Below are 23,103 nucleotides of genomic sequence, written 5' to 3'. Positions count from 1 at the left end.
CTAGTCGATATAACCTCAAACTAACTACTAATTACTAATAACTAAAGCTAATAAATAACATGGCCAACGAAGTAAGTTACAGCACTTTTGACGTTGAGAAATTACGACAATTTACGATTGATATATTTTTGAAGATGGGAGTGCCAGCGAATGACGCAGCCCTGGCAGCAGATGTATTGATCAAGGCCGACTTGCGCGGTATTGATTCGCATGGTGTGGCGCGTTTAAGCGGTTATGTGCGCTTATGGCAAAAAGGACGCATCAACCCTACCCCGAATATTCGAATTGTGCACGAAACTCCGAGCACTGCCACAGTTGATGGCGATGCTGGTCTTGGATTGGTGGTTGCTCCTAAAGCAATGGAAATAGCTTTGCAAAAAGCTGAAAAAGTAGGATCGGGCTGGGTGTCGGTTAAGAACTCCAATCACTTTGGTATTGCGGCTTATCATGCTTTAATGGCCATCGAAAAAGATATGATCGGCATGTCGATGACGAATGCCTCACCATTGGTAGCTCCTACCTTTTCTACCGAGCGAATGCTTGGAACAAATCCAATTTGCTATGCTTTTCCAGCCGGGAAATATCCACCGGTAATTATGGATATGGCTACATCAGCTGCGGCTAACGGCAAGCTGGAAATTGCCCAACGCAAGGATGTTGAAGTTCCTTCGGGATGGATTCAGGATGCGCAGGGAAATTCCACTTCTGATTCTAACGGACTGAAAAAAGGGGGCTCATTACTTCCTTTAGGCAGTGACCGCGACCATGGAAGTCACAAAGGTTTTTGTTTAAGTTCGGCGGTTGATATTTTATCAGCGGTTTTATCAGGCGCTAGTTACGGGCCTTGGGTCCCTCCTTTTGTAGCCTTCCTGGAACCATTAGACAATCAACCAGGCCAAGGTTTAGGCCATTTTCTGGGAGCAATGCGTGTGGATGGTTTCCGCCCTGTGGATGAGTTCAAATCTCATATGGACAATTGGATCCATCGCTTTAAATCAGCAAAGACCACCTCTGAATACACTTCGGTAATTATCCCGGGTGAACCGGAAGCTGAAGCTGAGATTGAACGCAACCAATCCGGAATACCTTTAATTTCGGTAGTTGTTGAAGATCTTCGTTGTTTGGCTACAAAACTTGAAGTAGAATTTCCGAAAGAACTTTAATAAGCATTATAGATCAGGGGGGACGTCTCCCCTGCTCTGTTTATTTTCGGTCTCTTTTAGATGTTGGGCATCCCACATTCGACTTTTTTTTAGTTATCCTCTTTTGATAAAAAGCCTTAGTTTTACAGTTCATCTAAAATCAAATGAAATTAACTGTTGTTGGTTTGGGCCTTATCGGAGGCTCATTAGCTAAAGATCTACGTTCAAAAGGTATAGCCAAATACGTAATTGGTGCCGATAAAAATATTGACCACTGCAAAAAAGCCCAGGAACTTGGCACTATAGATGAATACCTTCCGTTGGAAGAAGCAGTAAAAGATGCCGATTTAGTTATTGTATCGGTTCCGGTAAATGCCACCCTTGCTGTTTTACCCAAGGTTTTAGATGCCATTTCAGAAAAAACCGTAGTAATGGATGTTGGTTCAACTAAATCAGAGATCTGTAAGGTTGTTGAAAATCATCCTAAACGACGCAATTACGTAGCTAACCATCCTATCGCAGGCACAGAAAATTCAGGTCCAACGGCTGCTATTGATGGACTCTTTGATAAAAAAACAACTATTATTTGTGAGGAAGAAAGATCGGATCCGAAGGCTGTACTCCTAATCAGGGTTATTCACGAGGCTATTGGCATGCATGTTATCCATATGGGTGCCGAAGAACACGACCGACATATTGCCTATGTTTCTCACTTATCGCATGTTATTTCTTACGTTCTAGGAAAAACAGTACTAGAAATTGAAAAAGACGAAACGAATATTTTTGAATTGGCAGGTTCGGGATTTGCTTCAACAGCACGTTTAGCCAAAAGTTCACCCGAAATGTGGACGCCTATTTTCCTTCAGAATAAAAAATCATTATTAAAGTCGGTGGATGAATACCTAAAAAACCTTCAAGATTTCAGGGATTTGATAGCCAATAATGATGCCGACTCTCTTTTTAAAGAAATTGGCAAGATAAACGATATACGCCGAGTGCTCGAAGGCCTGGAATTGAAACGGGCAAAAGGACATTAATTATTAATAAAGTAAGAAAAGTCGATTCAAAAGATCGTCTTTTCTTGCTTTTGAGCCTATCTACAAAAACACATCTGAATTATTTTCTTTATTATTGAAAAACATAATTAATAAGACTTTTTTAGTCGTTATAGCTACATATGAAATTTCGTATTTTCAGCATCCTTTGCCTTGCTCTTTTAGTTTTTAATTCTTCATTTGCGCAAAAAAGGCTTTCTCAAAGCAGCCGTGAAAGTGCACTCACACTGATCTACCCACTTTCAAATGATCAACTATCAAAACTTCATGCGTTAAAACCCAAGGATCAAGAAGAACTCGACATTAGCTTTTTATCAAAACCTGTTGATTCTTTTTTAACAGATAAAGGCTTTAACAAAAAGCTTAAACCCGGTAGTTATGTATTTATAAATGCCGATCATCAAAAGCTAAATTATTCAATAGTTCAAATCAATAATGTTCAGCCTTATTTGTTCAACGAAAAGAAATTCGTTAACATTTTAATTACCGAACCCAACTCGTTAAAGGAAATTAATGGGGCTACTGTCTTATTCAACAAAAAAAAGGCTACATACAATACCGAGCTTAAAAGCTATACTTTAAAAACAAAGCAAAAAACAGGAATGCTAAAAGTAACCTATCAGGGAATTGATAATTACTTTACCATTAACAACGGATTTGATCCATACCAACCTAACTTTTTCAGAAAAAACATCGTTCAGCCTTTCAATAAATACGTTTATTACCCGATCAAAAAAACGTTCAGAAAATCATATCGTAACAACTATTATTCAAATTACTCAAACAAGTTTTCAGATAAGCATACAGGGTATATTGTGTTTAGTAAACCCAAATACAGGCCCAATGATACTGTTAACTTTAAAGCCTACATTTCAGATAAAAAAGGCAATCCGATAACTGATAAACAATTATTGGTTAAGGTGGGCTTACGTTATGATGACTACTCTGATTTAATAACCCTGGGTACGGTTAATGCTTATAGGAAAGGCGCCTATGAATATGGTTTTGCCCTTACAGATTCCCTTGACCTTGATTTGGATGATGACTATACGGTATTTTTAGAACGAATAAGTTCAAAAAAAGTAGCGAAAGGGAAAGAGGATGATGATACCAATTTGAACAATAAACCCTTTTTTATTAAAGGTAAATTTGAATACGAAGACTACGAATTGAAAGACGTAAAATTTAATGCGCGAACAGAAGATTCGTTTTTAAAAGGAGAACCTGTTGTGATTTATGCCAAAGCTACGGACGAAAATGACATGGCTGTTCCTGATGGAAAAGTTTCTATTAACGTTATCACGCAAAGAGTTTTCAATTTTAACCCTGCAGATCAATTTGTACCCGATACCATTTGGACGCATGAACAAGCACTTGACCCTGTTGGTGAAACCAGGATTGAGATACCTGCTAATAAGTTCCCGGATGCAAATTATTCAGGAAAGATAGAATTACAGTTTACCAATAGCGACAACCAGCTACTTACAGAAACCTTGTATTTTAGTCGGTTACTAAAACAACATAAACTAAATACGAAATGCGATAATGATTCTCTTTCGATAACCTATTTAAAAGAAAACCAAGCGCAGCCGATTGAAGCAAGCATGACCGGTTATACCAATGAAGGAGATTCCATTTTCTTCTCAAAGATCAAGCTCCCCGCAATTTTACCTGTTAACCCGGCAATTAACTATTATACGGTAAGAGTTGATTGTATTGCAGAAACCATTAACATGAACAAGTTTCTGGTTGAGCCTTCGATTGCTACCCAACGTACCAGGGATTCCGTTTTTATATATGTATCAAATCCTCAAAAACATGAGTTTGTTTATACTGTTAGGGTTGGAAAGAAAATCATAGCGCAGGGAAAATCAACACAGTTAAATTTCAACCGACGTCTTTCTTCTCCTCAGACCATCAGTGTAAAACTCGAATATGTTTGGGCAGGAGAACCGAAAAAAACCACAGCCTTAGCCACATTACGCAAAAATCAGCTTGACATACGAATAAAAGCACCGGCAATGGTTTATCCAGGGCAAAAAATTAAAGTAGAACTTTCAGTAAAGGACGCAGCAGGAAATCCGGTTCCCAATAGTGACTTAACAGCTTATGGATTTACCTCAAAGTTTAAGAATACCGAAACTCCATTTGTTCCTTATTTTGGAAAAATTTATCCATACTATCCAAATAACTCATTCAATTTTAACCTTGATCGGGTTAAATCAAATGGTCAGCTATTAATTAAATGGGAACGATGGGCAAAAGAACTCAACCTCGACACCATTGAATATTATCGTTTCTTACATACAAAAAACGTTTATAAGAACACTGAAAACACCAAAGACAAATCAACTCAAATTGCTCCTTTTGCTGTAAACAAGGGCATTATTGAGCCCGTTCATATCCTTTATATTGATGAAAGTCCGGTTTATTTTAGTAAGGCAGAGCAGGTAAACCCATACAGTTTTAAAGTTGATTCGGGATATCATTCGCTTCGTTTGCGCACAACCGATCGTTTAGTACGATTAGATTCAGTGTTTGTTCCTTATCAGAAAAAGTTAATACTTTCCATCAATATCGATAGTGCTAACCATCAATTAAACATTTTTGACAAAGAACCGGATACGCTAAATAATCATGAGAAAAACCTCATTAACAAATATGTAATTACGGTTGATAATAACTTTCGCTCTAAACCAACCTGGATTGAAAACGGAGGACATATTTTTTGGCTAAACCCGGATTTTAAAAGTTCAGGCTCAACCACTCTTGTTGGCCCACTATCCGGATTGGGAGCTACTTTTGTCAGCTACAATAACTTCAGCACCCGCTTTTTAATAGAACCTAGTTATACGTATTATTTTGAAAGAGAATTGCTCAAAATGAAATCGATCAAAGCCGATTGGCCTTTTGATCGGCACTTAAGTTCCACTTCAATTGAGCCCAATTTTAATGAATTAGAAGTTACAAGATCTGAAATTGACTCACTGTGGCGTTATTATTTAGACCTTCGTTCACATACCACTTCTTTATTCACAAACCCAAAATTGTATTCAGCCACTGCAGCCAAAATGGAGTTTAATATTGGGGAACTTCCAAACGGGGAAACTCCTTTCATCAAAAACATTATCGTATACAATTATATCGATCCAACTTTCATAAGAATTTATCCGGGCAATACCACAAAAATCGAGGAATTAGAACCGGGCAGTTATCGGATGCTGTTTTTATTGAAGAAGGATTTATACTTTATAAAAGAGGATATAAAACTCAATAGTTATGGCGTTAATTATTTCTATATCGATTCAATAAAGCCCCAACCTCAGGACAGTACAAGTATAAAAATTAATCAACTTATTGAGTCAATTGATCAATCCTCAAGCAATGGTTATTCGGATAAATCATACATTACCGAAAGCATCAGTCAAGCATTTAATGAGTCTCAGCTTAATTCATCTTTATTTACTGATAAGGTTTCCGGACTAGTTACAGATGCGACCAACTTACCCTTACCTGGTGTAAGAGTTACCATCAAGGGAACTAAGATTGGTACCTTAACAGATATGAATGGAGGATTTACTTTAATGGTTCCTAAAAGGGGAATGCTCCAATTCTCTTTCATTGGCTTCGAATCTCAGGAAAAGCCCATTAAAACCAATGAATACTATACCATAAAGATGCAGGAAAGCTCGAAGGCATTACAAGAAGTGGTGGTAGTTGGCTATGGGGTTCAGAGAAAGCAGAGTTTCACTGGTTCAGTTATAAATATAAATTCACTTCAAGCTAAAGCTGCTGGAGTTTCTATTAGAGGTTCTGCCTCTATTGCTCAAAATAGTGATCCATTGATTATTCTGGATGGTTTACCCTATGCCGGCAAGCAAAGTGATTTAACTCAATCAGACATACTAGACATTAAAATAGTTAAAGGATCGGATGCTACAGCCCTTTATGGATCAGCAGCAGCAAACGGCGTAATAATTATTACAACCAAAAAAGCCGCGAGTAACTCCCCTTCAGCTGATGGTCTTCAATCGGATGGAACTTTAGGGTTACGCCAGAATTTCTCAGACGTAGCCTTTTGGCAGCCCAAACTTACTACTGATCAAAATGGCCAAACCAGTTTCAAAGTTACCATTCCTGACGATATCTCTAAATGGAGCACCTATGTAATTGGCATGGGTGGCAAACGGCTAAGTGGGCTTACTCAACAGGAAATTAAATCATTTAAATTGCTTACAGCTTCCCTTGCCGCTCCTCGTTTTGCCATTGTGGGCGACAGCATTAACATTTTAGGAAAAGTTAGCAATTATACCTTTGATACGGTTGCGCTGAACAGAACCATAAAACTGAATAACAAACTGCTTTCATCAAAAGCTGTTCGTGTTAAAAATGCCTTGCTCGACACCATTCCAATTACAGTCTCTTCTAAAGATACCATTAACGCTTTATACACTGTTTTAAATACTGTGAATGGCTATGAAGACGGAGAGAAACGACAAATTCCGGTATTTCCGCAAGGAGTTAAAGAAAGTACCGGTATCTTTTATTCATTAGAAGGAGACACTTCTGTTGCCATTGCATTAAAACCTGATGGAGGGAAGATTACATTCAGGGCCGATGCATCTGCTTTGCCAATTCTTCTCAGCGAAATTCAAAATATCAGATCATACGAGTATTTCTGTAATGAGCAGTTAGCCTCAAAACTTAAAGCACTATTGCTTGAAAAAAGGGTTAGGAAATTGTTAAAAGAACCTTTTGATGGAGAAGAACAGGTTAATACGATTATTAAAAAATTAAAAGAAAATCAGCTAACTAGTGGTAACTGGGGTTGGTGGCCTAAAACTGCTGCCTCAGATTGGATCACGGTTCATGTGATTGAAACATTAAATGAGGCCCGGAAATCAGGCTATACGATTAACCTGCCCAACACTCAACCATTAATCGATGAATTAGTTTTCAATTTCCCTCGCCGAAATATTGAAGGAATGATCTCTTCGATCAAGTTACTTAGGGGTCTAGATGCTAAATCAAACTTCAATGCATTAATCAAACAAGTTGAAGACAGCATTGATCATTTGAAAACCCAACCATCTCAGTATACCATGTTAAGCTTAATGGAAATTAAGCAATCGATGAATTTGCCGATAAACACTCACAGTATTAAAAACCGTCACAAATCAACCATGTTTGGAAATTGGTATTGGGGTAAAGACTCTTACAATTTGTTCGATAACAGTTTTCAGGAAACAATACTTAGTTATAAAATAATTAAAGGGGCAAATGCAAATGATTCCTCCCTGGCTAAAATCAGGAACTACTTTTTTGAACAACGAAAAAATGGATCATGGCGAAATACCTACGAGTCATCACTCATTTTAGAAACCATTTTACCTGATCTGCTTAAAGACTCGACCGCGCTAAAACCGGTTAAATTAACTTTAACGGATGGCGATAAAACCCTAACCGTTGATAAGTTCCCTTATGAAACCACTTTTAACCCTAATGCCGTTATAAAAGTCAATAAAAGCGGCACTTTACCTTCGTATATAACTGCATACCAACAGTGGTGGAATTCGAAACCTGGAAAAGTTTCAAAAGATTTTGTGATCGACACTCATTTTGAAAATAATGGCAAGTCTGTCATCAGTTTAAAACCAGGGGTAAATACAATATTAAAAACGAAGATTGAAGTTAAAGCGGATGCAGATTATGTAATGATTGAGATCCCAATACCTGCGGGATGCTCATATGGCAGCAAAACCGAATCTGGTTTTAATGAAGATCACCGTGAATATTTAAAAAACAAGGTTTCCATTTTTTGTACTAAACTGAAACAAGGAACCTATAGTTACGAAATTGAATTAGTGCCTCGTTTTGAAGGAAATTATATTTTAAACCCAGCCAAAGTTGAATTGATGTATTTCCCTGTTTTCTATGGAAGAGAAGCACTCCGAAAAACAACTATTCATTAATGGTTAAAAAGCAAAACGGTGAGGACAATATCCTCACCGTTTTGCTTTTTATTCTTTATCCGGCCTTTATCCGTTCATCAAAAACAAACTTCTGAACGTCTTGAATCTTCACTTTGGAAAATTCCTGATGGTTAGGATTGATCAAATAATTGTACTCATATTGTACAATTGAAGAAGGAACCTTTAACAACAATGTTTCTCGGTCGGCAATCCATTGATCGCCTATTTGCTGCGTTCGCTGGTAAGCTTCGTTATCTACTCTATACCATTCTTTATGAATGGCAGTTAATTCATTTATGGTAACCTCTCTACTGCTCCCGTCCGGAACTTCAATTATCATCAATGAATAATCTCCTAGCGACAGATCAGCTCCATTTCTGTGAACGGCATTTTCTAAACAAGCTAACGCCACACTTCCTGTTGCATAGATCATAAAAACACCATTTGAATTCCAGCGAGCTGCAGAGCCTGAACCTATGAGTTTTTGAGCATATTTAGTTGAGGTAATTCTGTAAATCAGCATGGGTTTATGCTAAGGCTCCAAACTCAATTCTAATTAACTCTTCTTTTATAAGCTCAATGCCTGTAATTGTGTTTAGAAGTTCTATGGGCTTAGCTGCCAAACCAATACTTTTTGATTGTAACCACTTTTTAAAACTGTCTAAGCTTCCTATTGCTTCAATGCCTTTATCAAAAAGTTCAAAGAGTTGTATCAGGTGCTCACTAACGCCAATATCCAGTTGCTTGCTCTCTTTAATGTATGAGCGCAAGGTTTTTTCTGACATGCGCAACATATTGGCAACATCAATTTGCGAGGCTCCTGAAAGTGTGATCATATCTGACAATGCTTTTGCCGGCAACCCTTCTCTTATTACTCTTAACTGAGCCTGAGGATTGCCCATTAAGGTTTGATAAGGAGCAAGCGCTTCTGCAACCATTGAAACAGATGCATTATCATCATCTTCAACTCGGTAAGTTGTTTTTTTAATTGCCGACATATTTTTTACCCTTTAACCAAATGTACATATTTCCTAAATAAATAGGAATATTTTCCATATGTTTTTTTTACTTTCTTGAGACTTTAAATTTTAACAAGTTTCCAAGTTCCTCTTTTAAAAACTAATATCGCTACAGTGGCTAAGATTGACTCTGCTAAAACTATTGCAATAAAAACACCTTTAGGGCCCATATCAAGATGCACTGCCATAAAATAAGCGGCTGGAATTTGAATGGCCCAAAACCCAAACAAATTTAAAATAGTGGGCGTCCGGGTATCACCAGCGCCATTAAATGATGAGCTAATAACCATTCCATAGGCATAAAATACATAACCGAGGCAAACATATTGCAAACACTGTGTTCCATATTTTATTACAGCTGCATCAGTAGAAAAGAACCCAACAATGAAATGAGCGAATATCCAAAACAAAATGCCTACTGCTCCTAAAAACAGCATATTAAAATAGGCCGTCCTCCAAACCGAACGCTCTGCTCGCTCCGGTTGTCCTGCTCCTAAATTCTGACCAACTAATGTGGCCGCTGCATTTGCCATACCCCATGCAGGTAAAATGGCGAATATTACAACGCGAATAGCAATGGTATATCCAGCCAATGCATCGCTGCCAAACATGGAAATAATTCTTATTAAAAAGATCCAACTGGCTGAAGCAATTAAAAACTGACCGGCGCCTCCGGCAGCTACCTTTAGCAACCGCTTGATGATATCAAACTTTACTAAAATATTCTCCAGGTGAATTTTGATAATCCCTTTGCCCTTAAACAAATGATAAACCTGGTAAGTAACACCTATGCCACGACCAATAGTTGTTGCAATTGCAGCTCCGGTAACACCAAGTGCAGGTACAGGACCGATACCAAAAATAAAAATAGGCCCCAACAGAATGTTGCAACTATTAGATATCCATAATGAACGCATGGCGAGGGAAGCATCACCTGCTCCTCTGAAAATTCCATTGATCAGAAATAACAGCATAATAGAAAAGTTACCGGCAAACATTATACGGGTGTATAAATGTCCTTCCTCTATAACTTTGGCTGAAGCGCCCATTAACCGTAAAATATCGGTTGCGAAAACGGCCCCGGTCAGTCCAATAATCACCGCAAGTGTTAAGGCTATATAAATTGCCTGAACTGCCGCTTCTGAAGCAGCTTTTTCATTCTTCTCGCCAACCCTACGGGCTATCATTGCAGTAGCTGCCATACTTAAGCCCATAGCTAGTGAATACAGGATAGAAAGGGTTGATTCGGTTAGTCCAACTGCAGCCACAGCGTCTTTTCCCAAACGGCTAACATAAAATACATCAACAACAGCAAACAACGATTCCATTGCCATTTCAAGCACCATTGGAACTGACAGCAATAAAATAGCTTTATCAATACTACCGCTGGTAAAATCGGTTTCAGTACCATTAACAGCCTTTTTTAATAATGAAACAAATGCACGCAGCTTAAGGGTAAACGACATAAATAAAGTTGAAATTGAATTAAATGCGAGATCGGCATAGCAAAATACCGCACAAAAATAATTGGAGAGAAGTTATAACTTCATAGTTTATTAAAGGTAAGAAGAATAGTTAAGCTACCTGTCATTTTTACTTACTGGAATAAACAACAAAGCAAAAGGGGACCTGAAGTAATATTCAGGTCCCCTTTTGTTTATATTAATGATTCTTTATGAATTTAATGAATACCGTTGAATAAACGGCTCCAACGAATCTTACTAAAGAAACCTCCTTCTGAATCATAGCTCATCCAGATAAATAAGGCTTTACCCACCACATGGTCTTCAGGAACAAAGCCCCAGAAGCGCGAATCTAATGAGTTATGGCGGTTATCACCCATCATGAAATAATAGTTCATTTTAAAGGTATAACTATCCGTTTTCTTGCCGTTGATATAAAAGCCATCAGGCTGTTCCTTTAATTCATTTTTCTCGTAGAAATTAATGCAATGACGGTACAACGCTATATTTTCTTTGGTAAGTTTTAAGGTTGCTCCTTTTTTAGGCACCCATAACGGACCAAAATTATCTACGTTCCATTTAAAGGCAGCGTCTTGCGGATAAATAGAAGGATCCGCAATTGAATCAGGATAAACGAACTTCTGAACACTCTTTACACTTGAGAATTGCTTCATCTTTTCTGCATTCTCAGGAGTCATGGTAAGATCGTAAACATTACTGCTGATCTTATCGCCAGAAATATGCATTTCCTGTAAAGTTTTACGGTTCAAATCTGTACCATCCGTTTGAACTGTATAATCGGTTTGCCCTTGCTGCTGAACAGGTGCTGGTTTGCCATTTACATAGGCCTCACCTTTAATAACCGAAATAGTATCGCCTGCAATAGCTATACAACGTTTAATATAGTTTTCCCGTTTATCCACTGGTCGAGGCAATCCCGTTGCCGGATCCACATCCACCGGATAATTAAACACAACTACATCTCCATTTTTAATATCCTGAAACCCTGGAATACGGTGATAATCCCATTGAACAACATCTGAATAAGCTTTCATGCCTAAAATAGTATGATGGGCAAAAGGGAAGGCAATTGGTGTCATCGGGGTGCGAGCGCCATAGTTTACCTTGCTTACAAATAAGAAATCACCAACTAGCAGCGATTTTTCCATTGAAGGGGTAGGAATGGTATAGGCCTCAATAAAGAATGTACGAATTAACGTGGCAGCAATAACGGCAAAAATGATGGCGTCGGTCCATTCACGCGCTGTTGACTTCTTTTTACTATCTGCGGCAGCTGTAGTGCCGTTCTTTTTCCAAAATTTCAAATTCATTGTCCTTGGCTTAGCGACCAAATATAATTGAAAAATTTATCTGCAAAACTTTTTTTAAAAAGACAACAGGTCTTTCATCGTGAAAACACCCTTTTTATCTTTTAGCCATTCAGCAGCAACAACGGCTCCTGTGGCAAAACCTTTACGGTTAAATGCTTCATGGCGTAAGTCAATCCGGTCAATTTCTGAAATATAGCTAACGGTATGCGTACCTGGTACCGCTTCCTGGCGCAAGGCCTCGATCAAAAGCGTATCCTCCGAAACAGTTGGTTTTTGTTCATTTCCATCATTTAACCAAGCACCATACTTTTGTTTACGGTTAAGGTTTTCCAATACACCTTCTGCCAATGTAATGGCTGTTCCACTTGGATGATCAAGCTTTTGGGTATGATGGATTTCTTCCATTTGCACATCGTAACCGGGAAAACCATTCATAATTTTAGCTAAAACCTTATTGATATGGAAAGTAATATTTACCCCAATGCTAAAGTTAGTTGCATGAAAAAGCGCATTTCCTTCTGTTGAAGCACGTTCTTTGATCTTATCGAATTCGGCATACCAACCTGTAGTTCCTACCACAATTGGCGTTGAAGCTTTAAAACAAAGATCAATATTGCCTAAAACGGTGAATGGAGTACTGAACTCAATAGCAACATCGGCTTTAGCCAAATTCTCAACAGTTAAGTCTTCCAGGTTGGTATCGTTTACTTTTAAAACTATCTCATGACCACGTTGTAAAGCAATTTGTTCAATTTCTTTACCCATTTTTCCGTAGCCTAACAATGCTATTTTCATATTAAAAATGATTACTCTGATTTATAGGATTACACCGATTAACGGTAACTAAGTACTCTTTATTTTTTTAAGGTGAACTTTAAACTCAGCCCTACTGAATAAGAAGGCATTCCCCGGTAAGCAAAGCTTTGATTGATTGAAGGGCCTATTTTTAACGATAAATCGTCGCTAACATCAAAATTTGACAATTCGGCATCTACATAAGCATCAATAACCTGGGCGGCGTACAGAGCCACCGTTCCAATGATAGATATATCGCGGTTACGCTTATAAAAATCTTTTACGCTGATGATCTGCTCATCAGGGGCATTCTTATAATCAGGATTTGGTATTGAGCTGGGATCACCATCAGTACGGAGAATGTATTCGTTTACAAACTCGTTATAATATTTCTGGTTGAAATTAATGGCATAACCCAGGGCCACAAAACCACCATAAATGATTGGAAGTTTCCAGTACCGCTGGTTATAAATTTGTCCTAAACCGGGAACTACTGCCGACCGAAAAACCGCAGTATTGGGATCTTTTGGTGTCCGAACCTTTTTCTTTTTAACAACAGGCTCTACCTCTCCTTTTTTAAGCGTATCAGCCTTAATGATAGGATCTGCCAGTTTAAGACTGTCGGCAGGTTGCTGTGCCCACGCCGAAAGGGAACTAATGAGTATAAACAACGCTGCCAAAAGGCAGCGCGAAGGATTAATATATTTTGTTGACCTCAATATCACTTAACCTAATAATTCGAGAATTCTGTTCAGATCGTTGGTGGAAAGAACAGGTATTTCAATTTTTCCTTTGCCATTATCGTCAATGCGCAGGGCGATTTTAGTACTGAAACGAGAGGAAAGATCATCCTGAACTTTTTTTAGATGAATGGAGAGGATATTGGGTTCTTTACGTTCAACAGGTTCGGCTTTTTTGCCTAGCTCTCTCACCAATTCTTCTACTTTACGAACCGAAAGGTCTTTCTCAATGATCTGACGATAGATCCACAATTGTTTATCAATATCAGCAACGTTGATGATTGCACGGGCATGGCCCATGGAAATACGCCCATCACGAATACCAGCCTGAACTACCGGTGGAAGTTTTAACAAACGAAGGTAATTGGTAACCGTTGAACGATTTTTACTTACACGATCCCCCAGTTCTTCCTGCTTCAAACCAACTTCGTCAATCATTCGCTGAAAACTGATCGCGATCTCAATGGCATTCAGGTCTTCACGCTGAATGTTTTCGATAAGACCCATTTCCAGCATTTCCTGGTCATTGGCCGTACGAATGTAGGCAGGAACCTCTTTTAAACCAGCAATTTTAGAAGCACGTAAACGGCGCTCACCAGAGATCAACTGGAATTGGTTATCATTCAGCTTACGCAAGGTAAGCGGCTGAATAATGCCCTGCACTTTAATAGAGTCGGCTAATTCGCCTAAGGCAAGCTCATCAAAATCGGTGCGAGGCTGAAAAGGATTAGTATCGATCTTCTCAATATCGATAAATGATATTGAGCCGGCTACAGCTGCTGCAGGAGTTGCAGGCTGTTGCTTATGTAAATTTTCGTGTATTTCTGTAGTGTCATTTTCTGCCAACAAGGCACCCAAACCCTTACCTAAAGCACTTTTTTTAATGGCACTCATTGCTATCGTGTTTTTAAGTTATAAAATCGGCTTTCGCCTAACCATTCTATATTGCATAACCCCAGCCGAAACGACCGGGGTTAGTTAATTTATAAATATTGTATGATCTGATCTACTCAATCAGATTAAAACAAGCTAGTCTCCTACTTCAGCAGCTTCGGCACCAGCTTCGGTGGTAATACCGTTTTTGCGAAGTAATTCACGTGCCAGGTTAAGATAATTAACAGCTCCTTTGCTTGAAGCATCGTGCATAATTGCCGAAACTCCAAAACTTGGCGCTTCACTTAACTTGGTATTACGTGCTATAATAGTTTCAAATACCAAATCCTGGAAGTGTGTTTTCACCTCTTCTACAACTTGGTTCGATAAGCGAAGACGCACATCGTACATAGTTAACAGGATACCTTCGATCTGAAGATTAGTATTTAAACGAGATTGAACGATCTTAATTGTATTCAATAGTTTTCCTAAACCTTCCAAAGCGAAATACTCACACTGTACCGGAACAATTACCGAATCAGCAGCAACCAATGAGTTAATAGTAATAAGACCCAATGAAGGAGAACAGTCGATAATAATAAAATCATACTGATCCTTAACGGTATCCAATACTTTCTTCATTTTAAACTCACGCTCAGGCAAATTGATCATCTCAATTTCAGCACCTACCAGGTCGATATGGGCAGGAAGAAGATCAAGATTTGGAGTAGTGGTTTTAATGATTGCGTCTTTAGGGTCCAAATCGTTAATGATACACTCATAAACGCTGGATTTAATACTACGAGGATCATAGCCAGTGCCTGATGTACTGTTGGCCTGCGGATCGGCATCGATCAACAAGGTTTTAAAATCAAGCACGCCAAGACTCGCAGCAAGGTTGATGGCTGATGTGGTTTTACCTACTCCGCCTTTTTGATTGGCAAGCGCAATAATCTTACTCATTAGTGGTATGTTTAACTGTTAAAATGTGCTTTTGATGGCTTATTTAATGGCTTAATCTAGATTTTTGTTAGTTTTGCCCCGGCTTTTCAAAGCGCCTAAAGATACAACTTTAAACAAAAATTTACAGGGCTTATTAACATTGGCAATAACCTAAATATTCAACAAATTAACAAAGTATATTTTCAACATATGATTTCAATAATAGCAGGTACCAACCGTCATGACAGTAAAACTTTGTTGGTTGCCCGATTTTATCAGCAGGTTTTGGCGCAAAAAGGCATCGATGCTCATTTAATTTCTTTATGCGATTTGCCTGAAAACATGATCAAATCAGATCTGTACGGCCGTCGCAGTGAGCAGTTTCAGCTGATCCAGGATAAAGTGAGCGCTACTGATAAATTCATTTTTGTGATTCCTGAATACAACGGCAGTTTTCCGGGAGTATTAAAATTATTTATCGATGGCTGTAAATTCCCTGAAAGTTTCTCGGGCAAAAAAACAGCATTGGTGGGCATTGCCGATGGAACCTATGGCAATATTCGCGGAGTAGAACACTTTACCGGAATTTGCAATTACATTGGCCTTACGGTTTTACCAATGCGTATTCATATCCCTAAGATCAACTCAACACTTGACGCTCATGGAGCAATTGTTGACCCAACCACTTTAAAATTTGTCAACGACCAGGCCGATAAGTTTATAGCTTTTTAATTACACCGATTAATATTGATTACACTGATTAAGTTAATTGGTGTAATCAAATTAAATCTTAAACTGATAATTTCACCCAGCCTTCGCCTTCAAAACCAAAATAAAACTGCTTCGGATTTATAATTTCGGCCATTAGCTCCAAATGATCAACTAAAGCAGCTCCGCTAGCCCCATAAAAGTTCTCTGGATTTACAATATAGAGTCTATTGCTTTTTGTGGCAAATAACTGTCCTAACAATTCCATCGGCACCTGTTCAAATACAGCCGACAAGGTTTTAGGAATGTCGAAGCCTTTCAATGCGAAAACAACAATCTCCGGATCAATGGCTTTCATATCCTCCCATGAGTTGATAGCTGATGATTCAACCACTGAACCTCCAACCAAACTTACCAGTTCGTTGTTAACAACAGCTAACTTAAACGGCACTAAACTTTCAACAATTGCAATTACCGGCTTATCAGTAACATACTTTAGTTTATGTTCAATGATATCTATGCGGGTTTCAAGATCTTCTCTGATTTCTACTGAAACACTCCCTAATAGTTGCTCGCGATTATGCATATAATTTGTTGAATTAGCTTATTTTCGTTGCAAAGGTAATAATTGACATTAAATCGATATGAGTAAAAATTCAGATCGACTGACTCTTTGGAATAATTTGATTTAGGACAATTAACGCCTAGCCGAGCTTGAAAACCTGGAATATTACTTTATAAGATTTACAGACGAAAAAGTAATGAGTGACAAACAAAATGTAAGAATTGTAATAGAGCATAAATGTGAGCAGTTGACCAATGTTAATCATCCGCCTACCTTCAAAGGAGGACCCGAAATAGCTGATAAAAAGTTCCTTTCCTTTCTTTTCTTATTAACCCTTTTCGGATTACTTTCCTGTTCTTCAGATAAAGAAAACTCCAGCAAAAAAGTCTTTAACATTAACCTCGATCAGGGCGTAACTTCACTCGACCCGGCTTTTGCCCGTAACAATAACAATATTTGGTGCGACAATATGCTCTTTAACGGCCTGCTGCAGCTAAGCGACAGTTTAAAAGCGGTTCCTTCTATTGCCCAAAGCTTTAATCTGAGTAACGACGGTTTAATATATACCTTTCATCTGCGCAATGATGTGTATTTTCATGATAATGAACATTTTGCCAATGGAAAAGGCCGTAAAGTAGTGGCGGCAGATTTTGTTTACAGTTTTAACAGGATCATTGACCCTAAAGTAGCCTCATCGGGTTCGTGGATATTTAATGACAAGGTGAGCGAAAAAGTACCTTTTGAAGCCTTGAACGATAGTACATTTCGTGTTAACCTAAAAAAACCATTTCCGGCCTTTCCTAGCTTATTAACCGGTCAATACTGCGTGGTTGTACCTCATGAAGTAGCCGAGTTTTACGGTAAAGATTTCAGAAATCATCCTGTCGGAACCGGCCCTTTTAAATTTAAATACTGGAAAGAGGGTGAGATCATGGTGTTCCTTAAAAATGAAAAGTATTTTGAAAAAGATGGCAACACTCAACTCCCCTTTCTGGATGCAGTTAAAATAACCTTCATTGCCGATAAGCAAACGGCTTTTATGGAGTTCATCAAACACAATCTCGATTTCTTTAATAACATTGATGGCAGTTACCGCGACGATATTTTAACCAAATCGGGTAAACTTCAGGAGAAATACCGGGGAAAATTTGTACTGCTTAAAGGCCCTTATTTGAATACCGAATACATTGGAATGCTGGTTGATAGCAATATGGCCATTGTAAAAAACAGTCCGTTTAAAGATAAGCGTTTCCGACAAGCTATTAATTACGCCATCGACCGCAATCAAATGGTTAAATACCTACGTAACAGTATTGGAACACCGGCCTACCAAGGTTTTATTCCGAAAGGAATGCCCGGTTTTGATGAGAAGAAAGTGACCGGTTATTCCTTCAATCCTGAGAAGTCGAAGCAGTTACTCGCCCAAATGGGTTATCCCAACGGAAAGGATTTACCTGAAATTACTTTACATACCACCACCACCTACCGGGATTTGATTGAGTTTGTTCAGGGGCAACTAAGCGATGTGGGCATTAAAACCAAGGTAGAGGTTCAACCCGGGGCCAGTTTAAGGGAAATGATCTCTAAAAATGGAATTAACTTTTTCCGTGGTTCCTGGTCTGCTGATTTTCCTGATGCAGAGAATTACCTATCGGTTTTTTACTCAAAAAACTATGTTCCGATAGGCCCTAATTATACCAATTTTAAGAATAAAAAGTTCGATGAACTATTTGAGAAATCATATTACGAAACCAATGATTCCATTCGATTCGACCTTTACCACCAAATGGATAATTTGGTAATGAAAGAAGCTCCAGTAGTGGTATTGTTTTATGATCAGCTGGTAAATATGTACCAGAATAATATTACCGGATACCATATTAATGCACTGAACTTGTTGAACTTGAAAAGAGTACAAAAGAACTAGTAGAGAAGTTCTGGCTAACTCTAAGTTAAACTATTAAGCTAGGCTTCAACTTGTTTCCTTCTATCGATAAATCTAATAGGTTTACGGCTTGTTTCAGGAAATTGCAGTTTTTGCAATTCAGCGGCAGCAATAAATCTTATTTCCGGGGTTACTCTTAGTTTCGCCTGTAAGTACCCTCTGACTTTCCGTTCAGCGCTTTCCGAATAGTTAACTACTGAAAGATGCAGGAGTACTTCGTCATTGCCCACTTCATTAGTAAAAACTTCGGCAACATAATCACTTATTTCTTCCATATCATTCAGCAAATCGAATAATGCGGGAGGATAAAGGGTAGTTCCTTTGAATTTTATCATTTGTCGCTTTCTACCTAACACCGAAGAAAGTCGCAATGAATGCCGGCCACAGCTGCAATCGTCCTGGTAATAAGTACAAATATCACCTGTTTTATAGCGAAGTAAAGGCATTCCTTCAACACCGAGCGTGGTAATGGTCACTTCACCTAACTCACCGGCTTTAACCTGTCGGTTATTCTCATCCAGCAATTCAACAATTAGTAATTCAGGTTGTAAATGGCCTCCCTTCCCTTCATTACACTCGGTAAAAGCAGTTTGCATCTCTGTTGAGGCATAGGTGGAGAAAAGCTGAATATTCCATGCCGATGTAATTTTCTTACCTAAAACATTTAATGAAAAATCCGCATTCCGTATGGCTTCGCCAATACAAATGGCTTTCTTTACAGAAGTGGCATTTATATCAATTTGATGTGTCTGGGCGTAATCGATCAGCTTTAAAATAAACGATGGAACAGCTACAATGGCAGTAGGTTTTAATCTTAATATGGTTTCCCATTGCAAGGCAGGAACTCCGGGTCCTAATCGAATGATTCCGGCGCCCAATTTTCGGATCCCTGAATAGTAGGCCATACCGGCCATAAACTGGCGGTCGAGCGTAAGCATTAACTGAAAAATATCATTGGATCCAGAATTGGCACAACGAAATGAATTATACTCATTGGTGGCCAAACGTTGCAGATCTTTTTCTGTAAGTGCTATGGTAACCGGACTACCCAGCGTTCCTGAAGTTGAAACATATTCAATGATAGATCTCTTATCAACACATAAAAAATCGTCATTAAACTGTTGCAGATCTTCTTTTGTAGTTAGCGGTAATAATTCCAGATCATCAAGCGATTTAATAGCAGTCACATCAACCTGATGCTTTGCAAACAAGGCTTTATAAAAAGGAGAATAACTGCTCAAATAACGGAGTAGTTCCACTAATTTTTGTGACTGAACCGCTCTAATAGCTTCTCTGCTTTGGAATTCGACTTCTTGTATTTGCATGCAACAGCTCGATTATATTACTGAAAAACTTTTCACTGAAATTTAATTCAGTTTAGCTCTACAATTCTTTATTTGTTCGTGAATGTGCTTCTCTTCCCCTTTTGTTGCAATAACCTTGGTTAAAGCCGTTTTATAGAAACCCAATGCCTTAGCAAAGTTGTGTTGATTAAACTCATAATCACCCGCCAACACAAACGTATGATAATATTGAGGATTCAACTTTATAAAAGCGTTGATATCCACGTTCTCTTTATCGGCAATCTTTTGCTTAAATGAACGAAAGGAAAGGAATTTTTTATAGTCATCCGTCGCTAAAAACGGATCGGCAGGAATGGTTAAGGCAGATTCATAAACTTCGTGGTTACTTTGAAGCCCATGAATGGCAAACACCTTATTTAAATCATACGCTACAAATTCACCTAGTTGCCAAGGCGATGTGCTTACCCATACTATCTTTTTCTGCGGTTCGAAGACGATTGAGTGGTGTGCAATTAACTGGTTAATGGCTTTCTCATTTCCCATACCGATGTTCGCATTTTGCAACCCTTTTTGATTACGCAGAATATCAACGGTTCGTTGCACTGTGTTAGGCTCAGTTGTCTCCAACAATTCAACTACTCTTTTATAACGATAGTCAGAAGCGCTCTCTTTAACCTGTTCTACATTTTGAGCCGATGTAACCAGCCCCTTACTCTGAAAATGATTTGCACAAACTATTGAATTTTGATGTGGATCATAAACATCCAGAGTATCCGGAGTCTTTTCAATAATTACGGCTTTATTATCGTTGGCAGAGGCCACCATGAATGACTCGGAAACAAACATTTTCCGGGAAGCAGCAATGGATTGAGCTTCCTTAATATTTTTGGCATACTGCAAGATTTCGCGTGCTACTAATGACACAGGCGTTGCCGAACCGGATGGAATGCTTGTTTTGGCCGCATTAATAGTAACCGCAAGCCCCTGATCATTCATTCCCGAGACCACCCCAACAAAACCACCCCATGTAACCGACATGTATTTGTAGCCTTTAGAAGGGTTTACAAATTCAACGATCTTGTCTTCAGCAAACTTATCGCCGGCGTAAAAATCGAAATTGCGGCCAATAATCATGGTGCTATCGGCTGAACGATCATTCCATGTGCCAAAAGAAGTACAACCCACTAAAGCCATACTCTGCAAAGCATGCCCGATGTCGTGCGCTGCGTGATAATTTAAAATCCGCTGATAGTTTGATCCTATGTATTGAAAATCATTGGAGGCAGATTGAGAGATTCCATAGATCTCTTCTTTATATTCCTCGTTCACATTTTCGGCTAAATGACGATTAAACCATCCTATAAAATACTTTAAAAAATTAAGGTAAAATTTAGAAGGGATCATCTTATTGATCTGATCACTAAAGGCAACTTCTTGCTTTATCACCAGTTCTTTGCTCAGTAACCCATTTACAATGCCACGTTGATAAGGCTCTCCTTCCACATACATTTCATACAAACCTGTATTACTTTTTCGAAACCAATTATTGCCAATCGTATAAAAGCCGGTGGATAACTCTTTTCGGTTTAACTTATCTACGCTTACATCAGCAATTTGCGGTGGTTTAACTATTGATACCGAGTACAGGTATATGAACCCAATCAATAATAAGCCAATAAAAGCCAATACGGCATTTCTTAATATTATCAGTAATCGGAATTTAGTTTTTCGAGGTTTAGGCATTGTTTATCTTATCAATCAATAAATCAGGTTCAATAAAGGAAGAGCAGGTAACTACAGCACTAATGGTCACTCCCAAAACACCATGAAGGTTTAAGTTTTGACCCGTTAGGTGAAGGTTTGGAATTTTTGTCCGGGGAGAAATAAACGATTTAAGCGGATCCTGGTAATCTTTAGAAACACCATACATCGATCCGTCGTCAGTCCCAATATAATCGCGGTAGGATAACGGTGTAGAAGTATAGTACGACTGAATACAATCACTAAAGCCGGGGAACTTTTGCTCAATTTTGGCAATTAACGCTTCCGCTTTTTGTTTCTTGAACTCTTCATAACCCTCTCCCCTGTCATTTTCATCAGCAACCGTATTATAAGAATTCTCCCACTGTTTCACTTCTTCGTATTTCATGTAAGCCAGCACCGAAACCGCATCAGCATATTCAACCGACTTTGACGATGGCGACCAGAATAGCGCATATCCTCTTGGCCAATTATCCGTGGTATAATCATCTCCCTCCCAAACTGCATTTACATCATGATAATAATAATTGTGTTTCAGGTATTTAAAGCTATCTTTCTTTAAAACGATACTTAATGTAAACGAAGAGATAGAATTCTCCAGATTATTAATTCGGTTACGATAAGCAGGGCGAATGATTTCACTTTTTGTTTTTTCAAGCGTTTTAGCCGGATGAATATTAGAAATGAATTCATCGGCATAAATTTTAGATCCATCGGCCAGCGTTACATGGGTAACTTTACCATTTTCTTCTACAATCTGTGCAACTTCACTATTGCGCTTAATTACACCTCCAAAAGATTTTATTCCTTTTGCCAGCATCTTACCAATTTGCGAGCCACCATCAATGCATTTCCAGGAACTTTCTATATAACTGTTCAGCACTAGAGAATGCACATATAAAGGAGTTTTTTCGGCTTTCCCGGCATATAAAGGATTGTTCCCTGCCAATACCTGGCGTAGCTTATGATTATTGGTTATTGAATCGATAAAGGTCTTGGTGTCAATACCAATTACACCGGCCTTATCATCATAAGAACCGCCTTTTTGCAAGTTGTATAATGGAAACTTACTGCAAACCTCTTTTATTTCATCACAATAGGCACGTATGCCGGCTTCTTCTTCCGGAAAGAACTTTAGCAGTTGGTTAATGAAATTATCATAACCCTGTGCCAAAGGGTATTCGTTTTCATCGCCCTCAAATACAATTTTATCAAAGGCATCTTCATCCATTTTTTGGAGTTTCAGGTTATCCATCACCCCCAGGTATTTGAATATTTGATAAAGATTTTGACCCTTTTCTAATCCACCTATATAATGAACGCCGGTATCAAAAATCACCTTATCACGTACAAAGGTTTGCAAGCTGCCACCAATCTGCTTGTTCTTTTCTATTACACAAACCTTTTTACCTTCACGGCCCAAAATATTAGCACAAACCAACCCTCCAAGGCCACTTCCAATAATTACTATATCAAATTGTTCCATCC

At 38.5% G+C, this 23,103-nt stretch carries 17 protein-coding genes; 5 read left to right on the top strand and 12 right to left on the bottom strand.

Annotated features, from left to right (window positions below; all coding sequences use genetic code 11):
- Positions 1-59 precede the first annotated feature (59 nt).
- From C3K47_RS09355 to C3K47_RS09345, 3 genes are all read left to right on the top strand, one after another.
- On the top strand, positions 60-1,163 hold the full coding sequence (locus C3K47_RS09355) for an Ldh family oxidoreductase (RefSeq protein WP_103788874.1): 1,104 nt from the start codon (positions 60-62) through the stop codon (positions 1,161-1,163).
- Between the two features lie 143 nt (positions 1,164-1,306).
- Positions 1,307-2,179 (top strand): prephenate dehydrogenase, encoded by an 873-nt coding sequence (locus C3K47_RS09350; protein WP_103788873.1) that lies wholly within the window; start codon positions 1,307-1,309, stop codon positions 2,177-2,179.
- A 140-nt stretch (positions 2,180-2,319) separates the two neighbouring features.
- Positions 2,320-8,169, top strand: a complete 5,850-nt coding sequence (locus tag C3K47_RS09345) for a carboxypeptidase-like regulatory domain-containing protein (RefSeq protein ID WP_103788872.1) — start codon at positions 2,320-2,322, stop codon at positions 8,167-8,169.
- Between the two features lie 55 nt (positions 8,170-8,224).
- On the opposite strand, the gene C3K47_RS09340 is transcribed toward C3K47_RS09345, so the two are convergent.
- The 8 genes from C3K47_RS09340 to C3K47_RS09305 all read right to left on the bottom strand — a co-directional run bounded on the left by C3K47_RS09340 (position 8,225) and on the right by C3K47_RS09305 (position 15,353).
- Positions 8,225-8,692 carry an RES family NAD+ phosphorylase gene (locus tag C3K47_RS09340; protein ID WP_103788871.1) on the bottom strand — a complete coding sequence of 156 codons (468 nt, stop codon included), beginning with the start codon at positions 8,690-8,692 and terminating at the stop codon, positions 8,225-8,227.
- A gap of 4 nt (positions 8,693-8,696) precedes the next feature.
- The gene (gene parS, locus C3K47_RS09335) at positions 8,697-9,167 is read right to left on the bottom strand and encodes a type II RES/Xre toxin-antitoxin system antitoxin (RefSeq protein ID WP_103788870.1); all 471 of its coding nucleotides are present in this window, start codon (positions 9,165-9,167) and stop codon (positions 8,697-8,699) included.
- 83 nt (positions 9,168-9,250) lie between these two features.
- Positions 9,251-10,654, bottom strand: a complete 1,404-nt coding sequence (locus tag C3K47_RS09330; RefSeq protein WP_103788869.1) for an MATE family efflux transporter — start codon at positions 10,652-10,654, stop codon at positions 9,251-9,253.
- Between the two features lie 215 nt (positions 10,655-10,869).
- Positions 10,870-11,982 carry a signal peptidase I gene (gene lepB, locus C3K47_RS09325; protein WP_103788868.1) on the bottom strand — a complete coding sequence of 371 codons (1,113 nt, stop codon included), beginning with the start codon at positions 11,980-11,982 and terminating at the stop codon, positions 10,870-10,872.
- Positions 11,983-12,036: 54 nt separating this feature from the next.
- Positions 12,037-12,777, bottom strand: coding sequence for a 4-hydroxy-tetrahydrodipicolinate reductase (dapB, locus tag C3K47_RS09320; RefSeq protein WP_103788867.1), 741 nt, complete (start codon positions 12,775-12,777; stop codon positions 12,037-12,039).
- Between the two features lie 59 nt (positions 12,778-12,836).
- Positions 12,837-13,457: a DUF5683 domain-containing protein gene (locus C3K47_RS09315; protein ID WP_165784664.1), complete on the bottom strand. Its 621-nt coding sequence runs from the start codon at positions 13,455-13,457 to the stop codon at positions 12,837-12,839.
- Positions 13,458-13,502: 45 nt separating this feature from the next.
- Positions 13,503-14,411: a ParB/RepB/Spo0J family partition protein gene (locus tag C3K47_RS09310; RefSeq protein ID WP_103788865.1), complete on the bottom strand. Its 909-nt coding sequence runs from the start codon at positions 14,409-14,411 to the stop codon at positions 13,503-13,505.
- A 135-nt stretch (positions 14,412-14,546) separates the two neighbouring features.
- Positions 14,547-15,353, bottom strand: a complete 807-nt coding sequence (locus C3K47_RS09305; RefSeq protein ID WP_103788864.1) for a ParA family protein — start codon at positions 15,351-15,353, stop codon at positions 14,547-14,549.
- 189 nt (positions 15,354-15,542) lie between these two features.
- On the opposite strand from C3K47_RS09305, the gene C3K47_RS09300 reads away from it, so the two are divergent.
- Positions 15,543-16,064, top strand: a complete 522-nt coding sequence (locus C3K47_RS09300) for an NADPH-dependent FMN reductase (RefSeq protein ID WP_103788863.1) — start codon at positions 15,543-15,545, stop codon at positions 16,062-16,064.
- Between the two features lie 58 nt (positions 16,065-16,122).
- Here the strand turns inward: C3K47_RS09300 and C3K47_RS09295 are convergent, their stop codons facing one another.
- On the bottom strand, positions 16,123-16,626 hold the full coding sequence (locus tag C3K47_RS09295; RefSeq protein WP_103788862.1) for a substrate-binding domain-containing protein: 504 nt from the start codon (positions 16,624-16,626) through the stop codon (positions 16,123-16,125).
- A 175-nt stretch (positions 16,627-16,801) separates the two neighbouring features.
- Between C3K47_RS09295 and C3K47_RS09290 the strand changes: the two genes are divergently transcribed.
- Positions 16,802-18,532 (top strand): ABC transporter substrate-binding protein, encoded by a 1,731-nt coding sequence (locus C3K47_RS09290; protein WP_103788861.1) that lies wholly within the window; start codon positions 16,802-16,804, stop codon positions 18,530-18,532.
- A gap of 38 nt (positions 18,533-18,570) precedes the next feature.
- Here the strand turns inward: C3K47_RS09290 and C3K47_RS09285 are convergent, their stop codons facing one another.
- From C3K47_RS09285 to C3K47_RS09275, 3 genes are read right to left on the bottom strand one after another with little or no spacing between them, the layout of a single operon-like run.
- Positions 18,571-19,875 carry a phenylacetate--CoA ligase family protein gene (locus tag C3K47_RS09285; protein ID WP_103788860.1) on the bottom strand — a complete coding sequence of 435 codons (1,305 nt, stop codon included), beginning with the start codon at positions 19,873-19,875 and terminating at the stop codon, positions 18,571-18,573.
- A 42-nt stretch (positions 19,876-19,917) separates the two neighbouring features.
- Positions 19,918-21,597: a C45 family autoproteolytic acyltransferase/hydolase gene (locus C3K47_RS09280; RefSeq protein ID WP_103788859.1), complete on the bottom strand. Its 1,680-nt coding sequence runs from the start codon at positions 21,595-21,597 to the stop codon at positions 19,918-19,920.
- Complete coding sequence (locus C3K47_RS09275; protein WP_103788858.1) at positions 21,590-23,101, bottom strand: phytoene desaturase family protein; 1,512 nt, start codon at positions 23,099-23,101, stop codon at positions 21,590-21,592. The genes C3K47_RS09280 and C3K47_RS09275 overlap by 8 nt, the downstream gene beginning before the upstream one ends.
- Between the last annotated feature and the right edge of the window lie 2 nt (positions 23,102-23,103).

This window comes from Solitalea longa (genome assembly GCF_002920915.1).
GTDB lineage: Bacteria > Bacteroidota > Bacteroidia > Sphingobacteriales > Sphingobacteriaceae > Solitalea > Solitalea longa.
This window is presented reverse-complemented; position numbering and strand designations above follow the sequence as displayed.